Annotated in this window: 15 protein-coding genes; 13 read left to right on the top strand and 2 right to left on the bottom strand. The window is 46.0% G+C overall.

What is annotated here, in order from left to right; genetic code table 11:
- Nucleotides 1-22: 22 nt before the first annotated feature.
- The 3 genes from NQ502_RS08875 (at nucleotide 23) to NQ502_RS08865 (ending at nucleotide 4,598) form a co-directional block, all read left to right on the top strand.
- Complete coding sequence (locus NQ502_RS08875) at nucleotides 23-2,383, top strand: ATP-binding protein (protein ID WP_049898096.1); 2,361 nt, start codon at nucleotides 23-25, stop codon at nucleotides 2,381-2,383.
- Between the two features lie 67 nt (nucleotides 2,384-2,450).
- The gene (gene rsmA, locus NQ502_RS08870) at nucleotides 2,451-3,335 is read left to right on the top strand and encodes a 16S rRNA (adenine(1518)-N(6)/adenine(1519)-N(6))-dimethyltransferase RsmA (protein WP_028528279.1); all 885 of its coding nucleotides are present in this window, start codon (nucleotides 2,451-2,453) and stop codon (nucleotides 3,333-3,335) included.
- Between the two features lie 333 nt (nucleotides 3,336-3,668).
- Nucleotides 3,669-4,598: a DUF1002 domain-containing protein gene (locus NQ502_RS08865; protein WP_083963234.1), complete on the top strand. Its 930-nt coding sequence runs from the start codon at nucleotides 3,669-3,671 to the stop codon at nucleotides 4,596-4,598.
- A 582-nt stretch (nucleotides 4,599-5,180) separates the two neighbouring features.
- On the opposite strand, the gene trhA is transcribed toward NQ502_RS08865, so the two are convergent.
- Both trhA and NQ502_RS08855 read right to left on the bottom strand, forming a co-directional pair.
- Nucleotides 5,181-5,849, bottom strand: a complete 669-nt coding sequence (trhA, locus tag NQ502_RS08860) for a PAQR family membrane homeostasis protein TrhA (RefSeq protein ID WP_044983164.1) — start codon at nucleotides 5,847-5,849, stop codon at nucleotides 5,181-5,183.
- Nucleotides 5,850-6,128: 279 nt separating this feature from the next.
- Nucleotides 6,129-7,049, bottom strand: a complete 921-nt coding sequence (locus NQ502_RS08855) for a S1 RNA-binding domain-containing protein (protein ID WP_044983165.1) — start codon at nucleotides 7,047-7,049, stop codon at nucleotides 6,129-6,131.
- A gap of 203 nt (nucleotides 7,050-7,252) precedes the next feature.
- On the opposite strand from NQ502_RS08855, the gene NQ502_RS08850 reads away from it, so the two are divergent.
- The 10 genes from NQ502_RS08850 (at nucleotide 7,253) to NQ502_RS08805 (ending at nucleotide 18,731) form a co-directional block, all read left to right on the top strand.
- A complete protein-coding gene (locus tag NQ502_RS08850; protein WP_341349401.1) occupies nucleotides 7,253-8,911 on the top strand; it encodes a putative manganese-dependent inorganic diphosphatase in 1,659 nt (552 codons plus the stop codon).
- 33 nt (nucleotides 8,912-8,944) lie between these two features.
- Nucleotides 8,945-9,508 carry a flavin reductase family protein gene (locus NQ502_RS08845; RefSeq protein ID WP_028528283.1) on the top strand — a complete coding sequence of 188 codons (564 nt, stop codon included), beginning with the start codon at nucleotides 8,945-8,947 and terminating at the stop codon, nucleotides 9,506-9,508.
- Nucleotides 9,509-9,741: 233 nt separating this feature from the next.
- Complete coding sequence (gene gdhA / locus NQ502_RS08840; protein ID WP_028528284.1) at nucleotides 9,742-11,076, top strand: NADP-specific glutamate dehydrogenase; 1,335 nt, start codon at nucleotides 9,742-9,744, stop codon at nucleotides 11,074-11,076.
- Between the two features lie 240 nt (nucleotides 11,077-11,316).
- Nucleotides 11,317-12,345: a LacI family DNA-binding transcriptional regulator gene (locus tag NQ502_RS08835; protein ID WP_028528285.1), complete on the top strand. Its 1,029-nt coding sequence runs from the start codon at nucleotides 11,317-11,319 to the stop codon at nucleotides 12,343-12,345.
- A gap of 145 nt (nucleotides 12,346-12,490) precedes the next feature.
- A complete protein-coding gene (locus NQ502_RS08830; RefSeq protein WP_044983166.1) occupies nucleotides 12,491-13,735 on the top strand; it encodes a uroporphyrinogen decarboxylase family protein in 1,245 nt (414 codons plus the stop codon).
- Entirely contained in the window at nucleotides 13,732-14,652 is a 921-nt protein-coding gene (gene rbsK / locus NQ502_RS08825) for a ribokinase (RefSeq protein WP_028528286.1), read from the top strand. The genes NQ502_RS08830 and rbsK overlap by 4 nt, the downstream gene beginning before the upstream one ends.
- Nucleotides 14,653-14,666: 14 nt before the next feature.
- Nucleotides 14,667-15,134, top strand: coding sequence for a D-ribose pyranase (gene rbsD / locus NQ502_RS08820; RefSeq protein WP_028528287.1), 468 nt, complete (start codon nucleotides 14,667-14,669; stop codon nucleotides 15,132-15,134).
- Between the two features lie 101 nt (nucleotides 15,135-15,235).
- Nucleotides 15,236-16,228 carry a substrate-binding domain-containing protein gene (locus NQ502_RS08815; protein WP_028528288.1) on the top strand — a complete coding sequence of 331 codons (993 nt, stop codon included), beginning with the start codon at nucleotides 15,236-15,238 and terminating at the stop codon, nucleotides 16,226-16,228.
- Between the two features lie 22 nt (nucleotides 16,229-16,250).
- A complete protein-coding gene (locus NQ502_RS08810) occupies nucleotides 16,251-17,228 on the top strand; it encodes an ABC transporter permease (RefSeq protein WP_028528289.1) in 978 nt (325 codons plus the stop codon).
- A 12-nt stretch (nucleotides 17,229-17,240) separates the two neighbouring features.
- On the top strand, nucleotides 17,241-18,731 hold the full coding sequence (locus tag NQ502_RS08805; protein WP_049898097.1) for a sugar ABC transporter ATP-binding protein: 1,491 nt from the start codon (nucleotides 17,241-17,243) through the stop codon (nucleotides 18,729-18,731).
- The last annotated feature ends 17 nt before the right edge of the window (nucleotides 18,732-18,748 follow it).

The following is an 18,748-nucleotide window of genomic DNA, read 5'->3' as shown; positions in this document are numbered from 1 at the left end:
CTTGAAAACAGAGGTGAATACGTTGGACAAGACGGAATATCAAATAAAATTGGACCAGATCAATGAACTGGTTGATAAACAGGATTTTGAAGGGGCACTTGAGATTGTAGACACCATCGACTGGCGCAGGGTAAAAAGCGTCAGAACGCTTTGCATGGTGGCGGATATCTATGAGGTGAATGACAGGCTTGACGACAGCAAACGGATTTTGCTCCTGGCATATAAGAGGTCATCTATAGGGAAGATCATCCTGTATCGCCTGGTGGAGGTATGCCTGAAACTGGGAGAGACGGATGAGGCAGTCGATTATTATACGGAATATGAGCAGAATGCACCGGGTGACAGTTCAAAATATATTCTGAAATATAAGATCTATAAAGCCAAACGGGCACCCGTTGAAGATCTCATCGCGATTCTGGAAGAGTATAAGAGTAAAGAATACACGGAACGCTGGGCATACGAGCTGGCGCGTCTTTACCAGAAGGCCGGAATGAAAGAAAAATGCGTGGAAGAGTGTGATGACCTGATTCTCTGGTTCAGCGAGGGAAAATATGTCGTAAAAGCCATGGAACTCAAGATGGCGTATGAGTCACTGACCCCTTCACAGCAGGCGAAATATGATAACAGGGATACGGTAGAAGAGAATGAACCGGAGACACCCAAACCGGTGAGATCGACAAAAAAGAGACCGTCAGAGAATACGGCGAATACTGAGGTACAGCCGGATTTGTCTGGGTCAGAGAGTCTGGCAGAGGCGGAAGCGGCAGTTGCGTCGCAGCCCCAGGAAGAATCTGCAGACGGATCACTGCCTTATGCTCAGCCGGGACCGATAGAGCCGGAAAAGCTGCAGGAAAAGCTGGCTTCCAGTCTGAGAGACGTGTTGTCAGGCATACATAAAACAAAAGAATTGCTGATGCCCAGATATGAAGACGATGAGGAAGAGGAACAGCTTGAGGCACAGTCCGATATCGATTATCAGTCAGTGAAAGAGCTGGAGCCCGAAAGTTTTGGAAATACAACTGTACTGCCGGCGGAGAAGCTTCAGAAAATACGCACCCAGGAACCGGAAAATCCGGAGCCTGCAGCCGTATCGGAGGAGGAACCGGCCGAAAAGGACGATGTACTGCGGCAGCTGCTGGAAGAGACGGCGAGCCAGATGGCACAGCAGATTACTACCGGTGAATTCCAGAAAGAGGAAGAAACGCCGGCGGAGGAAGAGACTGCTGCTCCCGAAGTGGAGATTCAGGACGAATCTGTTCCGGAAAAAGAAGAGGTTTCGGATATTGAGCCTCAGAATCCGGAAGGCAGAGATATGATCCATGATCTGATGGCAGAGGGGTTTGAGGAGGAAGACGAGGAAGAAACTGCTGAGGAAACTGCTGAAACGGAAGACATCAGATTAGAAGAGAGCATTATTGCACAGGTGTTTGCCGAAGATGAAGAACCGAAGGAAGCAGAACAGTCAGGGGATACACAGGAGTTTAGCCTGGAAGATGAGTGTGCAAAGCAGATGATTTTACAGAAAGTATCTGCCGATGAATCCGAACCCGAGAAATCCATCGAGGAACGGATACTGGAAGAGGAGACTCCGGAGGAAAGAAGAACACGCATTCTGAACGATACACGTCCTGAGAAACTATCAGATGAACAGAAGAAGCTGTTTACGTATTTTGCAAAAGTTCCGGGAATGGATGAGCAGATACTGAATGCGATGGCAGGCGTTTATAACAATGCGGGTGATAAAACGTCAAAACGCGGTAATATAGCTGTTATGGGAAGACCGGGAAGCGGAAAAACAAGGCTGACTGACAGTCTGCTGCGTGCAATCTGTAAGGATCTGGGTCTTGAAGCGGTAAAGATGGCACGCATCGACGGGGAAGCGTTTAATGAGAAAGATCCGATTCAGGTAGTGGGCAAGCTGGCCGGAGGATTTCTGTTGATAGAACATGCCGGAGGCATGTCAGATGATACGATCGACCAGTTGTCGCGGGCGCTTTCTTTCAGGACGGACAGCCTGGTGCTGATCATCGAAGATGAAAAAACAAGTATGCGCAGCCTTTTAAACAGGCATCCTGATTTTGCGAGGAAGTTTGATGCGGTTATATCCATACCGGTATTTACGAACGATGAGCTTGTGACATTTGCAAGAACGTACGCCAGAGAGCAGGGATATAAGATCGACGAACTGGGCGTGCTGGCACTGTATACCAGAATCGGCGAAAAGCAGACAGATGAAGAGCCGATGACGGTGGCAAGCGTCAAGGAAATGATTGATTACGCCATCTCTAAGGCGCACAGAGGAAAGATCGGCAGAAAAGTTTCCAGCAGAAGACTGGATCCGGAAGGACGTATTATTCTTTTCGAGAAAGATTTTGATTTTTAACTGGATGGAGTCGGAAGCTGTTGTAAAAGTTTTGCAGCAGCTTCCATTTTTCTTTTAAAGGAGATTTATGAGTGAGCAGAAAACCCCACGTCTGGGAAACCCCAAGGAAACCATTGCAGTGCTGCAGAAATACAATTTTACGTTTCAGAAGAAGTTTGGACAGAACTTTTTAATCGATACTCATGTTCTGGACAAGATCGTTGCTGCAGCAGACATAACAAAGGATGATTTTGTGATAGAAGTAGGACCGGGGATCGGTACGATGACGCAGTACCTGGCATGCGCGGCGAGAGAAGTCTGTGCAGTGGAGATTGACAGGGCATTGATTCCGATTCTCAAGGATACGCTGGATGGTTATGACAATGTAAGTATCATAAACGAAGATATTTTGAAAGTGGACATCAGGCAGCTGGCCAGGGAAAAAAATCAGGGGAGACCCATCAAGGTTGTGGCAAATCTTCCCTATTATATTACGACACCGATTATCATGGGACTGTTTGAGAATCATGTACCGCTGGCCTCTGTCACTGTTATGGTTCAGAAAGAGGTAGCGATGAGAATGCAGGCAGCTCCCGGGACAAAGGACTACGGTGCGCTTTCTCTTGCCGTTCAGTATTACGCAAAACCGTACCTCGTGGCAAATGTTCCTCCGAACTGTTTTATGCCGAGACCGAATGTCGGAAGTGCGGTGATTAATTTAAAAAGATATGATAGTTCACCTGTCTCTGTTCATGATGAAAAGCTGATGTTCAGAATCATCAGGGCTTCTTTTAATCAGCGGAGAAAGACGCTTGTCAATGGTCTGAAGAATTCAGGGGAACTGGAGTATACGAAAGAGGCCATAGAACAGGCTATGTCGAAATGCGGGCTGCCGTTCAATATCCGGGGAGAAGCAATGACGCTGGATCAGTTTGCACAGCTGAGTGATTTCCTTGGAGGAAGTTCCGAATAAAGGAATACAGTATAAAAGCCGTCTCCTGCGGGGAGACGGCTTTTTTTAAAGGAAGGAGAGTCGATTTTCATCGACATATGAAAAAGAAAATCAATAAAATAATATAAGAGTTTGTTTATTATTTTATAATCCAAGTATACCCGTTAAATGTGTTGAAAGCATGTTATAGATGTAAAAAAACCATGAATAAATAAATAAAGATTTATGAATATGTTTATGGTTTTTTTAGACACCTGAATCAGAGTCCGTGTTATAATGAGCGCATGAGAAACGAACGTTCAGGAGGTTTAGTTCGAAGATGAAATTGGCAAACAGCGAGGAGGTTATTACCTTATGAAAATCAGGAGAAAAACCGCCGGTATCATGGCGGTGATAAGTCTGGCATGCGCGGTGCTGGGACCGGTGAACGTCCAGGCTGACAGTAAGGCAGACCTGAACAAACCCTATATAGCACTGGGTGCTGATCTGAATCAGCAGGAGCGGGCGACAGTTCTGGAGCTCCTGGATGTGACAGAGGATGAGCTGAAAGATTATACCGTCGCAACCGTTACAAATGGGATGGAGCATGAATATCTGGATGCGTATCTGTCTGCCAGCGTCATCGGGAGCAGAGCACTTTCCTCTGTTAAGGTCATCGGCAAAAAAGATGGCTACGGAATCAAGGTGCAGACAAAGAATATTTCTTACTGTACAACGGGAATGTATCAGAATGCGCTGGTGACTGCAGGGATGAAGAATGCCGATGTCACAGTAGCCGGTCCCTTTAATATATCGGGAACAGCGGCGCTTGTAGGGGCGATGGAAGCCTACGAGAATATGACGGGAGATGTTATCCAGCCGGATAACGTGGAGGCAGCTACGAATGAACTTGTCGTCACCAGTGAGCTGGGTGAAGTGATCGGGGATCAGGAGAAGGCAGAAGAACTGATCGGTGCGGTGAAGGATATCATTGTGGCGGAAGAGATCCAGGATCCTGAACTGATCGAAGAGAAAGTGTCGGAGACGGCCGATAAACTGGAAGTATCACTGTCTGAGGAAGATAAACAGCAGATCGTGGAACTGATGCAGAAGATTGCCGATCTGGATTTGGATATTGATTCCCTGAAACAGCAGGCAAAGGAACTTTATGATAAACTCGGCAGCCTGGGTGTGGATCTGAACATCAGTAAGTCTGACGTGGATGGATTTTTTGCCAAAATGGGTACGTCGGCTAAAGAGCTCTGGGACAGTATCAGAGATTTTTTCACCGGATTGTTTAATTAAGACAGTATTTTACGGTATGTTACAGCATAATACACAGTATGAGCTCAGGATCCATGGTATTAATACACAAAAACGCGAGAAAAAGAAGAAGAAAATTGTGTAATTTAACAACATATTTACTGTTTGTTCATAATATGTTCATAAATGATTGATATTATAATTATAGTCCAACAGGGACGATGGTTTGTATATTGTAATGATTCATTACACATATAAAATTTTTTCATAATAATTGCCCCGGCACTGGTGTCGGGGCACTCCTCATTTTATGGGGATTTTTTTTGTTGAGCGGGAAGGCAGAATGGCAGTTCAAAGTATCTGCTGATAAGGGGCAAATAAAAAAGTGGTGGGACAAAAGATAAACCCCACAGATGAATGCGGGGTGGCGGGTTAGATATCAAGTTGTGAAAAGTCAATGGACAGGTCTTCATAGATTCCGGCTTTGATGATGCTGAAAAAGAGAACCAGACCCGTAGCGTCAGGTCGGAGGCGATAAAGCCAAAAAACGGGCAGCCCTGTAAGGCTGCTTTTCATTTGGCAGACTCACAGGACTGAAAGATCAGTGCTTTTATACGGTGTATTTCAGACTGGCATAGGTGCTACAAAGAAGTACATGAGAATAAAATGACAGATACTGCCACCCATTACAAACAGATGGAAGATCTCATGTGATCCAAAGTTCTTGTGTTTTGAGTTAAAGAGCGGCACTTTCAGCGCATAGATGATGCCGCCGATGGTGTAGATGATACCGCCCGCCAACAGCCAACCGAAGGCGGGTCTGGAGAGGGCCTGCAGGATCTGTGAAAAAGCGAGGACGCACAGCCACCCCATTCCGATGTAGATGACCGAAGAAAACCATTTCGGACAATTGATCCAGAGGCCCTTGATCAGTATACCGATCAAAGCCACAGCCCATACAAGGGCACAGAGAAGCGTTCCTGTTTTTCCATGGAGTACAATCAGACAGATGGGAGTGTAGCTGCCGGCAATTAATATGAAGATCATCATATGGTCCATTTTTTTCAGACGTTTATTAACCTGTTCGCTGACATTCAGCGTGTGATATATAGTACTTGCAGCGTACAGCATAACCATACTGAGTATGAAGATTGCCAACGCGGTCATGTGAAGTGTATCAGGCTCTCTTGCGGCCTTTATCAGCAGTGGTGCGGCTCCGAGCAGCGCCAGGACCATTCCGATAAAATGTGTGACAGCGCTTCCGGGGTCTTTTGGTTTCCATTTCTCTTTCATAATAAACGCCTCCGAATGATGTAGTAATAAAAACTATGTGTTAATATATTATATACTACAACAAAAGCTTTTGGAAATCAAGGGTGTATTAATAAAAATTTGGTAACAGTTCAGGACGGTGGGGAAATTGGTGCAAGAAGATGCGCCGTCCTGAACAGTTACAAAATTTGATAAAGAGCATAAAAATACTGCCGAACACCCGATTTTTTCCGGGGTACGGCAGTATTTTATGTTTTATATATGATGATACAGCGTTTTCTGGATATAATAAAAGCAATATCAGTCTAACTTAATATTTGAAAACAGCGAACCAAGACTTGTAGTGGCGGCTTCTGTTTCCGGAAGTTCATAAGATTCTTCGACGATTTCAGATGCGGCGGTATCGTTTAACGCCTTCATGCTGAGACTGATCTTCCCGTCCTTGACGGCAGTAATCTTAACTTTTACAACGTCACCGACATTTAAGACTGCATCCGGTGATTTGATTCTCTTTTCACTGATCTGCGATACATGGACGAGTCCGGAAAGTCCATTGCCGAGGTTGACGAAGGCCCCGTAAGGTTTGATGGTCTCTACGGTACCCTCTGTGACAAGACCGATTTCCACGTTTGAGATTTTCTTTCTGCGCTCTTCTCCTGCTTTTTCCCGGAGAAGTTCTTTGGCAGACAGGATCAGCCTCTTGTCATTTTCGTCCACTTCGAAGACCTGTACCTGGAGTGTCTGGTTCAGATACGGAGTGGTATCTTCCACGTATTCCAGAGAGAGCTTGGAGATGGGGATAAATCCGCGGATACCTTCTACGTATGCGATTACACCGCTTTTTACGATTCCTTTTACAGTGACATCCAGTACGGTTTTATCTTCCTTCATCTGTTTAAGCGTCTGCCATGCCAGAATATCATTGGCTTTTACTTTAGAAAGGAGGATACTGCCCTGGCCGTTGTCCGTTTTAATAACAGTTGCTGTGACCGTGTCTCCTGTCTGAACTTCATCTTTCACCATGAAACCCGGTTCGCGGCTGAAATCTTCAGTACGGATAATGCCTTCTGTGTAGGACTGCAGATCCAGAGTGACTTCCTCCTCTGTGACTGCGATGACAGTCCCTGTGAGAATATCGCCTTCTTCAACTTTTTTAAAAGAAGCGTCGAGCTCATTTTCGAAGTCCGCCATAGTGGGGGTGTTATTGTTTTCGATGTCCATAAAAATCCTCCTTTGTTCGTGTCTGCTGTTACCACTGAGCCTGTAACCGGCAGACAAGGCCGCACAGGCAGTATACGTACATTATAACACGATTCGGAGGATTCGCAAGTTTTGGTGAAAAGGAAGGAGAATATTTGTTCCGTGTGTATGGATTTGCCTGTAAAATTATGGTACTATGATGATAAGAATGAAGGGAGTGAGGGATTGCATTGGAGAAGAAACAGGAGATATACGTTTTAGGTCATAAAAATCCGGATACAGATTCAATATGCTCGGCGATAGCGTACGCTGATATGAAAAACCGTACAGAAGACGGGACGTTTATACCTATGAGGGCAGGGGTCGTCAATGAGGAGACGGAATATGTGCTGACGAGATTTCAGGTGCCTGCCCCCGCATATCTGGCAGATGTCGGAACACAGGTGCGGGACATGGATATTCATAAAACTCAGGGGACAAGGAACAATGTATCTGTTAAGACAGCATTTAATCTGATGAAGGACAATGGTGCTGTGACACTTCCGATCACTGATGATGAGGGATATCTGGAAGGACTGATCACAATCGGTGACATTGCCAGATCCTATATGGATGCTTATGACAATACTGTTATCGCCGCAGCTAAGACCCAGTATAGAAACATAGCAGAGACTTTGAATGGAGAGATTCTGGTGGGCGACGCAGACGCTTATTTTGATAAAGGAAAGGCGGTGATCGGTGCATCAAATCCCGATAAGATGGAGGAGTTTATCGATGATGGAGACCTTGTGATCCTTGGAAACCGTTCTGAGGATCATCTCTGTGCAGTGGAGCAGAATGCAAGCTGTATTATCATAGCTCTGGGAGCTAAAGTATCGGCGGTGATTCAGCGGTTTGCACGTGAAAATAACTGTGTAATCATATCTACGCCTTATGATACGCTGACGATAGCGAAACTGATCAACCAGAGTATTCCTGTGCGTCATCTGATGAAGACAAAAAATCTGATCACATTCCGGACAGATGATTTCACAGATGATATACGTGATATTATGGGAAAGAACAGACACAGAGATTTCCCTGTTCTTGACAGGCAGGGGAAATACGTGGGTACAGTCTCCAGGCGTAACCTCCTGAATATCAACAAAAAGCAGGTTATCCTGGTGGACCACAATGAAAAATCGCAGGCCGTGGATAATATTCAGGAGGCTGAAATCATTGAGATCATAGATCACCACCGTATCGGATCACTGCAGACGATACAGCCTGTCGTATTCCGCAATCAACCGGTTGGCTGCACCGCAACGATTATTTACCAGCTGTACGACGAAAAAAATCTGGAGATTCTGCCGGATATTGCAGGACTGCTGTGCGCTGCAATCATTTCAGACACGCTGATGTTCCGCTCGCCGACCTGCACGGCGTTTGATAAGATGGCGGCCAAAGAGCTGGCCAGTATAGCGGGAATCCAGATCGAAGAGTTTGCAGCGGAGATGTTCAAGGCGGGAAGCAATCTGGAGAACAAGTCTCCGGAGGAAATCTTTTATCAGGATTTTAAAAAATTCATCGTGGATGATGCAACATTTGGAGTAGGTCAGATCAACTCTATGTCAGCCGAGGAACTTCAGCACATTAAGGACCGGCTACAGCCGAATATAGAGCGTGAGTGCGGGCGGAATGGACTGCAGATGGTATTTTTTATGCTGACCAACATTATGGATGAATCTACAGAACTGCTGCTGAACGGAGAAGGAGCGGCTCATCTGGTAACCCAGGCGTTTGAGGATGCCGAGATTACGGAAGGGTCCTGCAAATTACCAGGAGTCGTCTCAAGGAAAAAGCAGCTGATACCGTCGTTTATGAGGGCGCTTCAGGAGTCGTAAGCAGAGAGCATCATTTTATCAACGGAGGTTAAAATGGGGAAACAGGAATGGAAGCCCGGAAACATGCTCTATCCGCTTCCGGCCGTCATGGTGAGTGTGACAGACGGAAAGGGCAGAGACAATATTATAACCGTGGCATGGGCGGGTACGGTCTGTACAAATCCGCCGATGGTATCGATATCCGTCAGACCTGAGCGTTTTTCCTATCAAATGATCAGGGAGACGGGAGAGTTTGTGATCAATCTCACAACTGAGGAACTCACATATGCGACGGATTACTGCGGTGTACGGTCAGGAAGAGATGAAGATAAGTTTGAAAAGATGAAACTGCACAAAGAGAAGGCATCTAAGATTCGTGCACCTTTGATACGGGAATCCCCGGTCAATCTGGAATGCAGGGTTAAAAAAGTGGAGGAACTTGGCTCGCATCATATGTTTCTGGCAGAGGTGGTTGCGGTTCATGCGGATGAAGCCTATATCAATGGTAAAAACAAATTTCAGCTGTTCAAAGCGAAGCCTATGGTATATTCTCACGGCTCCTATTACGGGCTTGGAAAGATGCTGGGAACGTTTGGATACAGTGTGAAGAAGAAATGAAAAATATGAAGGTTCAAAGCATGAAAACTTCATTTCGGACAGGAAACCACCTGTTTTTTGATGGAAAATGAAATTTTTTGATGAAACGCCGTCTATTTTTTAAAATTTTTTCTTGTTTTGAAGAGACTGCCATGGTATAATCCCATTGAGCAAAGGGAAACTCACAGGAGTGCGCTTTTGCGCACTTTTTTGTGTGGTACGAAAAATAGAAGGAAGATACAGGAGGTATACACATGTCGTATGTTGATGAAGTCTACGCATCAGTCGTAGCAAAAAACCCAGGTGAGCCGGAATTCCATCAGGCAGTAAAAGAAGTGCTGGATTCACTGCGTCCGGTTATCGATGCAAATGAAGAGCTTTACAGAAGAGAAGCCCTGCTTGAGAGATTGGTCGAGCCGGAGCGTCAGATCAAATTCAGAGTTCCGTGGGTCGATGATAAAGGTCAGGTTCAGGTTAACGTAGGTTACCGCGTGCAGTTCAACAGTGCAATCGGACCGTACAAAGGGGGACTTCGCCTTCATCCGTCTGTTAATATCGGTATCATTAAATTCCTTGGTTTCGAACAGATTTTTAAAAACTCACTGACTTCCCTGCCGATCGGCGGAGGAAAAGGAGGTTCTGATTTTGACCCGAAGGGAAAATCAGACCGTGAAGTTATGGCATTCTGCCAGAGTTTCATGACAGAGCTGTCCAAATATATCGGACCAAACACAGATGTTCCGGCAGGTGATATCGGAACAGGTGCAAGAGAAATCGGCTACATGTACGGACAGTACAAAAAAATCCGTACGGCAAACGACGGTATTCTGACAGGCAAAGGCCTTTCCTACGGAGGGTCCCTGGCGAGGACGGAAGCTACCGGATACGGTCTTCTGTACCTGACAGAAGAGCTGCTGAAGATCAACGGTATCGACATCGCAGGAAAAACATGCGTGGTATCCGGCTCCGGTAACGTTGCAACTTATGCAATCGAGAAGGCACATCAGCTGGGCGCAAAATGTGTGACATGTTCTGATTCCACTGGCTGGGTATACGATCCGGAAGGAATCGATGTGGCAGCGCTCAAAGAGATCAAAGAAGTAAAACGCGCAAGACTGACAGAGTACAAAAAATACCGTCCGAACTCCGAGTATCATGAAGGAAGAGGCGTATGGACTATCAAGGCCGATATTGCACTTCCATGTGCAACACAGAACGAACTGCTGCTGGACGACGCAAAACAGCTCGTCGCAAACGGCTGCCTCGCTGTGTGTGAAGGGGCAAATATGCCGACAACACTGGAAGCGACAGAGTATCTGCAGAACAACAAAGTGATCTTCGCTCCGGGTAAAGCTGCAAATGCAGGCGGTGTTGCAACTTCTGCACTGGAAATGTCCCAGAATAGCGAACGCCTGAGCTGGAGTTTCGAGGAAGTAGATGCAAAACTGAAGCAGATCATGGTGAACATCACACACAACATGGACGATGCTGCGAAACGCTATGGTTTTGAAGGAAACTATGTAGTGGGAGCAAACATTGCAGGCTTTGAGAAGGTTGCAGATGCTATGCTTGCGCAGGGGATTGTTTAATATAAAACAGAGGTCAGCATCTTTTAGGCTTCAGACAATAAAAGGGTCGTGGAAACTCAACTGAGTTTGCACGGCCCTTTTATCTTGAGATGAAGTAAGCTGAAAAAAATCATAAAATTTCCAAACAAATACTGGTGAATTTCCACAAAGAATGAAAGATATTTAAAAATATGTTGACAGTAATGTGCATAAAGTATATGCTTTACTCAAGTTAAACGTTTACACTGGATGGTGATTAGAGTGAAAAAGAGAACAGGTAAGGTTACAATCAAAGATTTGGCTGATGAATGTGGAGTTTCGATTGCCACAGTTTCACGGGTACTTAATAAGGTTCCGAAGTGCTGTAATGCAGATACGGAGCGACGTATTTTAGACGCGGTGGAGAAGTATGGTTATTCACCAAACCTTGCGGCCAGGTCTCTTGTCACAAGTAAAAGTAAGATGGTTGCCGTATTGATACCGGACATACACAATGAATTTTTTCAAAATTTCTATCTGGGCATTGAAAAATACTGTAATGAAAAAGAGTATCGGATCTTGCTGTGCAATACACAGCAAAGTCTGCAAAAAGAAGAAGAGTTTTTGTCGGAACTTAAAAATCAGGTGGATGGATTCGTAATTTCCACGCTGAATACCAGAGAAAATAATGCTAAAATTCTGGAACTGTATCATGAACACTATCCCATGGTGACGCTTGAGCGTTATGGTGATGAACTGCAGGATGTGGTAAAAGTGAAACTTGACAATGAAGAGGCATCCAGGCGGGCGGTTGATTATCTCTATGAAAATGGACACCGCAGAATAGCGTTTATCAAAGGTGCAGAAGACGCCGTCAACAGTTCTCTGCGATACCGCGGGTTTGTTCAGGCGCTGGAAAAACATGGGCTCACAGAGGATAAACGTATTGTGAAAACAGGAAACTATACATTTGAAAGCGGCAGGCACTGTATGGCAGAACTGCTGAAACAGAATGAACACTTTACGGCGGTCATAACTGCCAATGACCTGATGGCAATCGGCGCCTGCAGGGCAATCCGGGATGCGGGGAAAAAGGTGCCTCAGGATCTTTCTGTGCTGGGAATGGACGGAACACTGATGGCGGATATTTATGTCCCGTCAATTACAACTCTGGTTTTTCATGGGGAAGAGATGGGAGTTTGCGTAGCAGAAAAGCTGCTGAACCTCATAGAGGGTAAAGAGTGCAGCAGAGAATACATTTTTATACCCGAATTGAAAGAGGGCAACAGCGTAAAAAATTTAATGAAATAGAGCCGGATACGGTGTATATTTGATTGGTTAAACGTTTACGTAATGCGGCAGCATAAAGAGTTACAGAAAAATCACAGAGAAAACCATTAAGTATGATTGGTTAAACGTTTACGTTAATAATATTTTTAAGAAAAGGAGAGAGTTAATGGGATTAAAATCAAGAGAAAGAATTCTTATGGCGATGAATCATGAGGAAACAGACCGCGTGCCGATCGATCTTGGGTCTTCACGCTCAACTGGAATCAATACGAATGCGTACAACCAGTTGAAGGAGTATCTGGGTGTCAAAACGGATACCGTGTGTTTTGACATCAAACAAAATCTCGCATATCCGGATTTCGATGTATTGCGAAGATTGGGAAGCGATGTGGTGATTCTACCGAGGCTGGTCCCGTCTGTGGGGATACCCATTGATAAAATGAAGCCGGGGAAATTGCCATGCGGGGGCGGCGACTGTCTGCTGGCGGAGAAATTCAATCCTGTCGACCTCGGCGGCGGGGCGCTGGGGATATACGATGAGCAGGGGCATCTGCTGGCGAAACGTCCCAGGGACGGACTGTACTTTGATGAATGTTATAATCCCCTGCAGGATGCGGCGAGCGAAAGCGAAATCGATAAATTACTGGTTCTTCCGCAAATATCAGATTATGAAATGGAGTGGCTGCGCAACCGTGCGAAGGACATCTATGAGAACACAGACTTTGCCATCTCCGGAGCGACCAGTTTCAGCATTTTTGAGAAGGGATGGAAAGACTGGGGACTGACCACATATCTTGAAAATCTGTACTGCGAGCCGGAGTTGATAGAGTATTATCTGGACAAACTGACCGATGCCTATATTGTGATGATGCAAAGATACCTGGATGCTGTCGGTGATTACGTACAGGTGGTTCAGAACAACGATGATTTTGGGACGCAGATGGGTATGATGATCGATCCGGAAATTTATCGGAAATTTTTCAAACCAAGGCATGCGAGAATCAATGAAGCGATCAGGAAAAAGAAAAAGGATATCCATATATCGCTGCATTGCTGCGGCAGCATTTATCCGATTATCGGAGATCTCATCGAATCCGGGTTTGACATTCTAAACCCGATACAGAAGGAGTGCAGCAATATGGACCCCTGGCAGATCAAACGGGAGTTTGGAGATAAGGTGACGATATGGGGCGGCGCCTGCAGCACACAGACGACACTGACGAACGGAACAGTCGATGATATTGTCCGAGAATGTAAGGACATGATTCGGTGTTATGCCCCGGGCGGTGGATTTGTTTTTTCACAGATACATAACATACAGGCTGGGATTTCGCCGGAAAAAATTATGGCAGTTTTTGACACGGCACTTAAATACGGGACGAAGGAATTTTATGGAAAGGAGGAGCAATGAGTAACAGAGTAAAAATTGCAGTGATAGGAAGCTATGCAGTGGGAATGACGATCTGTGCAGACCATTTTCCGATGCCCGGGGAGACCGTGCCGGGACGGGATTTTGAGATATGCCATGGAGGAAAAGGCTCTAACCAGGCTGTCGCAGCCTCAAGGGCGGGAGGACAGGTGGTTTACGGTACGTGCCTGGGCAGGGACAGCTTCGGCGATGAAGCGATGAAGTTATATAAAAAAGAAAATGTGGATGCAAATTTTGTGAAGCGGAGCGAAACAGGCGCTGCTACGGGCGTTGGCCTCATCTATGTAAATGAAGAGGGAGAGAATGAAATCATTATCGACTTTGCAGCCAATAAAGAATTCAGACCCGAAGATGTAGACAGGATGTTGCCGGTCATTAAGGAGTGTAAGCTGCTGCTGATGCAGCTGGAGGGCAGTATGGAGACCATTGTATACGCAGCGAAAAAATGCAAAGAACTCGGTATTCCGTTTTTCCTGAACCCTGCGCCGTATACTCCATTGCCGGAAGAATTGCTGGGCAGCTGCAGCTGTATCACACCAAATCAGACGGAGGCGAGACAACTTGCCGGGTTAAACCCTGATGATCCGATTCCTGATGCGCAGGTTGCGGAAATGTTGTATAAAAAAGGAATCGATACAGTGATTATTACGCTGGGGAGTGGAGGCAGCTATCTCAAAACCAGTACAATAGCGGAAAAAATACCCGGAATTTCTGTACAGGCGGTGGACACAACGGGAGCGGGGGATACATTTACCGGCGCATTCTGCGTAGCATTTGCAGAGGGAAAGAGCATAAGAGAAGCGGTCCGGTTCGGTAATATTGCAGCGGGACTTGCAGTGACCAGATTCGGTGTCGTGGATGGTATTCCATGCCGTGAGGACATTGAAACATATGTGTAAACAGGGAGGATGACATGAAGAAAAGAGGAATTTTGAACAGGGATTTAATGTCTGCGATCGCAGATATGGGACACACAGAGGTGATGGTGATTGGAGACGCGGGAGTACCGATCGGCAAAGATTCTCAGCGTATCGATCTGGCCGTCTGTGAGGATATGCCGACGATTCAGCAGGTTCTCCGGCTGATCATGGATGAAATGATATATGAGAAGGTGGTGGTGGCCGAGGAACAGAAGCTTTATAATCCGGCACACTTTGCAGAGGTGCAGAATCTGTCTGCGCGCTGCCGGATTGAAACGCTGCCCCATGAGAAATTGTTTGCCAGGTATCTGCCAGGGGCGAAATATATTGTCCGTACCGGTGATTTTATGCCCTGGGGGAATGTTGTCATAACAGCCGGGATCGACGCGCCGAAATGGTTTAAAAAAGAAGGCTGTATGATACCTGATTATTATGAAGAGCGTGCAGGTTACGAAGAATGACAGATAGTTAAATATGACATTTAAGTAATCCCCGGGATGACCCGTGGAAATAGAAAATTTTAATTGTGTTTGCATCGGAAAGATGCGGGAAAGGAGACCATATGAAGAAAAAGGGGTTAGCGGCAGTATTGGGGCTTATAATGTTGGCAGGTGCATTAATGGGATGCAGTGGCGGCGGTAAGGAAGCGACGGGAGAGGAAGAAGGCAAAGCGGCTGCAGAAAACACGGAAAAGGGGAATTCTGATATTGATATCTCGGTCGTGTTACATGCCATGAACAGCTCCTTTTACACGAAGATACAGGAGGGTGCGGAACAGGCCGGAAAGGATCTGGGCTGTAATGTAAAGGTGACTGCCTGCAGCACCGCCAGTTCCCTGGATGAACAGGTAGGTCTGCTGGAGACGGCGATTGCTTCCAAGACAGATGCGATCGCTACGGTTACCTGGGACAAGACCGGATTTAATGCTACGATCGAAAAGGCAAAAGCGGCGGGCATCCCTGTCGTTGGTTTCAATCAGGATGCGGAAGGATGCGGAACGGAAGCTTTCATTGGACAGGATTATGTGACGGCAGGCTATAATCTTGGAAAATATATGTTTGGCGAGGTTATGAAAGGCGAAGGTACTTATATTGTTGCAAGCTGCGGACCGACCGATGAAGCGCTGGTTGCCCGGGAAGAGGGCATTGATAAAGCGGCAGCGGAATATGACGGAATCAGCAAAATAACAACCATCGATATTGGTACGGACCTCACCACAGCATACGGAGTGATAGAGAATGCATACCTTGCCAATCCGGAAGTGACCGCAATTTTGGGTGTAGATGTGTTCAGCGAGGCGATCGGAAATGTAATAGGCGATCAAGGTCTGGAAGGCAAAGTCTACGGCGCGGGTTTTGATCTGACGGAGGGAACACTGGAGCATGTGAAAAACAATGAGATGCAGCTGACTGTCGGGCAGAATCCATATTTGCAGGGATATTATTCTGTTGTAGAATGTTTTTTAAACGCTGCGCATGGCACTGATTTTATTGATCTGGACACAGGGGCACAGATGGTAACAGCCGAGAATGTAAACGAAGTAGAGCCGGAATAAAGAAAGGCGGAAGAGTTAACGGATGAATGCAGAAAATACAAAGAAAAGCCATAAGATAATGGCGGCAAGGGAACTGGGAGTCATACTGGTTTTAATAATTTTAATTGTTCTGATGTCTGTGGCGTCTCCGGTGTTTCTGTCAACCACGAATTTGATTAATATTGTGCGGCAGACGGTTGAAATCGGCATCATGGCGGTTGGTATGACTATGCTCATCATTGCAGGGGAACTGGATCTGTCAATCGGATCATTGTTTGCATCCACAGCTATGATCGGAGCCGTGTTGTTTAAAGCACAGTGGAACGCTACGTTAGTATTTATTATCGTCATTTTTGCAGGCATGGTGATAGGCGGATGCAATGGCCTTCTCGTGACAAGGGCCAGAATCCCATCCTTTATTGTGACGCTGGGGACTATGAAGATACTGAGGAGTGTTGCCTATGCGGTATCTAATGGAAAAAGTGTGAGTGTATTTCCTGAATCGGCTACGGAAAGCTGGGTGTGGGTATTGGGGAAATCGATCGGTATTATTCCCGTTCAGGTGATTTTGATGCTTATTTTATTTGCTGTTGGGTATGTGGTGCTTAAAAAGACATCCTATGGATATCAGATTTACGCGACGGGAGGGAATCCTCGGGCAGCGCAGCTGTCAGGAATCAACACAGCCAACGTCAAGCTGGTTGCCTTCATGATTATGGGAGTTTTGTGTGCGGCTGCGGCATTGGTAAGCACCACTTATCTCGGATCCGTCACCACGACCAGCGGAGAAGGCAGAGAGATGGATGCCATCGCTGCAGTTATCCTGGGCGGGGCCGCACTTAGCGGAGGACGTGGAACGATGCTGGGAACGTTCATCGGCGCCATCATCATGAGCGTGGTTAAAAATGGAATGGTTCTTTTAAGCGTGCCTGTATTCTGGCAGGACGGATTCATCGGCGTGGTGGTTATTCTGGCGGTACTGGTGGATACGATCATGCACAAAGCAGACGATAAAAGGTAGGTGGTGTTAAAATTGAAGCCATATATTGAATTTAAAAACATAACAAAAAGATTTGGAGGAACAGTTGCTCTTAACAACGTCTCTTTTGAAATCAGAAAGGGCGAGGTACACTGTCTGTGTGGAGAGAATGGTGCGGGAAAGTCCACATTAATCAATTTATGTGCCGGCGTTATTACACCTACAGAGGGTGTAATCTGTATCAATGGCAAAGAAGAACATATTAATACCATACAGAAGTCTGAAAAGCTGGGGTTTGCCGTTGTGCATCAGGAAATCCCACTGTGCCAGAACATGACCATTGCCCATAATATATTTCTGGGTTCTTCAGAGGCAGTTAAAGGCGTCTTTTTAAATGAAAGGCATATGACGGAAAAGACCAGAGAACTGCTGAACATGTTCCAGTTAAAAGCCGAACCCGATGACATATTAGCCAAACTCAGTATTGCAGAGCAGTCAATCATCCAGATTGCAAAAGCCGTATACTTTCAGCCGGATATCCTGATACTGGATGAACCGACGGCTGCCCTGACGAATGACCAGAGGGCGGTGATGTTTAAGATTGTCCGTAAACTGGTGAAAGAAAAAGCTGCCACGGTGATTTATGTAAGCCATCGGCTGGAAGAGGTCATGGAGTTAGGCGACCGTATGACCGTGTTTAAGGATGGCAGCTATGTGACAACAAGAGATATCGCTGAGGTTTCTGAGGAAGACATCGTAAAACTGATGGTGGGCAGAGAAATTGACAAATCAGAGTGGGGCGTCACACACGCCACAGATGAGGTTCTGATGTCGGTAAAGGGACTGTGCAGCGGTAAAAAATTCCGGGATATCAGTTTTGATTTGAAAAAAGGAGAAATATTAGGCTTGGCGGGATTTGTAGGCGCTGGAAGAACGGAGGTCTTATCCTCGATCTTTGGTATTGATAAACTGGATTCCGGAGAAATATGTCTCCATGGTAAGAAGGTCAGGATAAAAAGTGCAAAAGATGCTATCAGACACAGGATAAGCATGATTCCGGAAAACCGAAGGGATGATGGACTGATTACCACTATGAGCATCAGGGATAATGCCGAAATTGTGATAAGAAGACGCCTTTATAACAGATTTGGCCTGCTTGACAACAAAAGGGCGGACGCCATCATGAAGGATATGATTCAGAAGTATGCCATTAAGGCCGGGAATGCCAATGATTTGATACTTACTTTAAGCGGAGGCAATCAACAAAAAGTTGTGATTGCCAAATGGATAGGAAATGATCCTGAGATACTTCTGTGTGACGAACCTACACGGGGGATAGATGTGGGAGCAAAAGCAGAGGTTTACGCCATTTTGAGAAACATTGCGAGACAGGGGATTGGAATTGTCATGGTATCCTCTGAGCTGCCCGAACTGCTGTCTCTGTGTGACCGCATTATCGTCATGCACGAAGGTGTCATCACTGGGGAGGTGACCAGAGAGGAGGCGACAGAAGAAAAAATCATGAAGTACGCGGCTGCTTTATAGGAGGGAACCCGTCGGAG

Source organism: Ruminococcus gauvreauii (genome assembly GCF_025151995.1).
Classification (GTDB): Bacteria; Bacillota; Clostridia; order Lachnospirales; family Lachnospiraceae; genus Ruminococcus_G; species Ruminococcus_G gauvreauii.
This window is presented reverse-complemented; position numbering and strand designations above follow the sequence as displayed.

Bases quoted from the DNA above. Each gene is read 5' to 3' on its own strand.
- rsmA (WP_028528279.1), top strand. From the start codon at position 2,451: ATGAGTGAGCAGAAAACCCCACGTCTGGGAAACCCCAAGGAAACCATT.
- NQ502_RS08865 (WP_083963234.1), top strand. From the start codon at position 3,669: ATGAAAATCAGGAGAAAAACCGCCGGTATCATGGCGGTGATAAGTCTG.
- trhA (WP_044983164.1), bottom strand. From the start codon at position 5,849: ATGAAAGAGAAATGGAAACCAAAAGACCCCGGAAGCGCTGTCACACAT.
- NQ502_RS08855 (WP_044983165.1), bottom strand. From the start codon at position 7,049: ATGGACATCGAAAACAATAACACCCCCACTATGGCGGACTTCGAAAAT.
- NQ502_RS08845 (WP_028528283.1), top strand. From the start codon at position 8,945: ATGGGGAAACAGGAATGGAAGCCCGGAAACATGCTCTATCCGCTTCCG.
- gdhA (WP_028528284.1), top strand. From the start codon at position 9,742: ATGTCGTATGTTGATGAAGTCTACGCATCAGTCGTAGCAAAAAACCCA.
- NQ502_RS08830 (WP_044983166.1), top strand. From the start codon at position 12,491: ATGGGATTAAAATCAAGAGAAAGAATTCTTATGGCGATGAATCATGAG.
- rbsK (WP_028528286.1), top strand. From the start codon at position 13,732: ATGAGTAACAGAGTAAAAATTGCAGTGATAGGAAGCTATGCAGTGGGA.
- rbsD (WP_028528287.1), top strand. From the start codon at position 14,667: ATGAAGAAAAGAGGAATTTTGAACAGGGATTTAATGTCTGCGATCGCA.
- NQ502_RS08815 (WP_028528288.1), top strand. From the start codon at position 15,236: ATGAAGAAAAAGGGGTTAGCGGCAGTATTGGGGCTTATAATGTTGGCA.
- NQ502_RS08810 (WP_028528289.1), top strand. From the start codon at position 16,251: ATGAATGCAGAAAATACAAAGAAAAGCCATAAGATAATGGCGGCAAGG.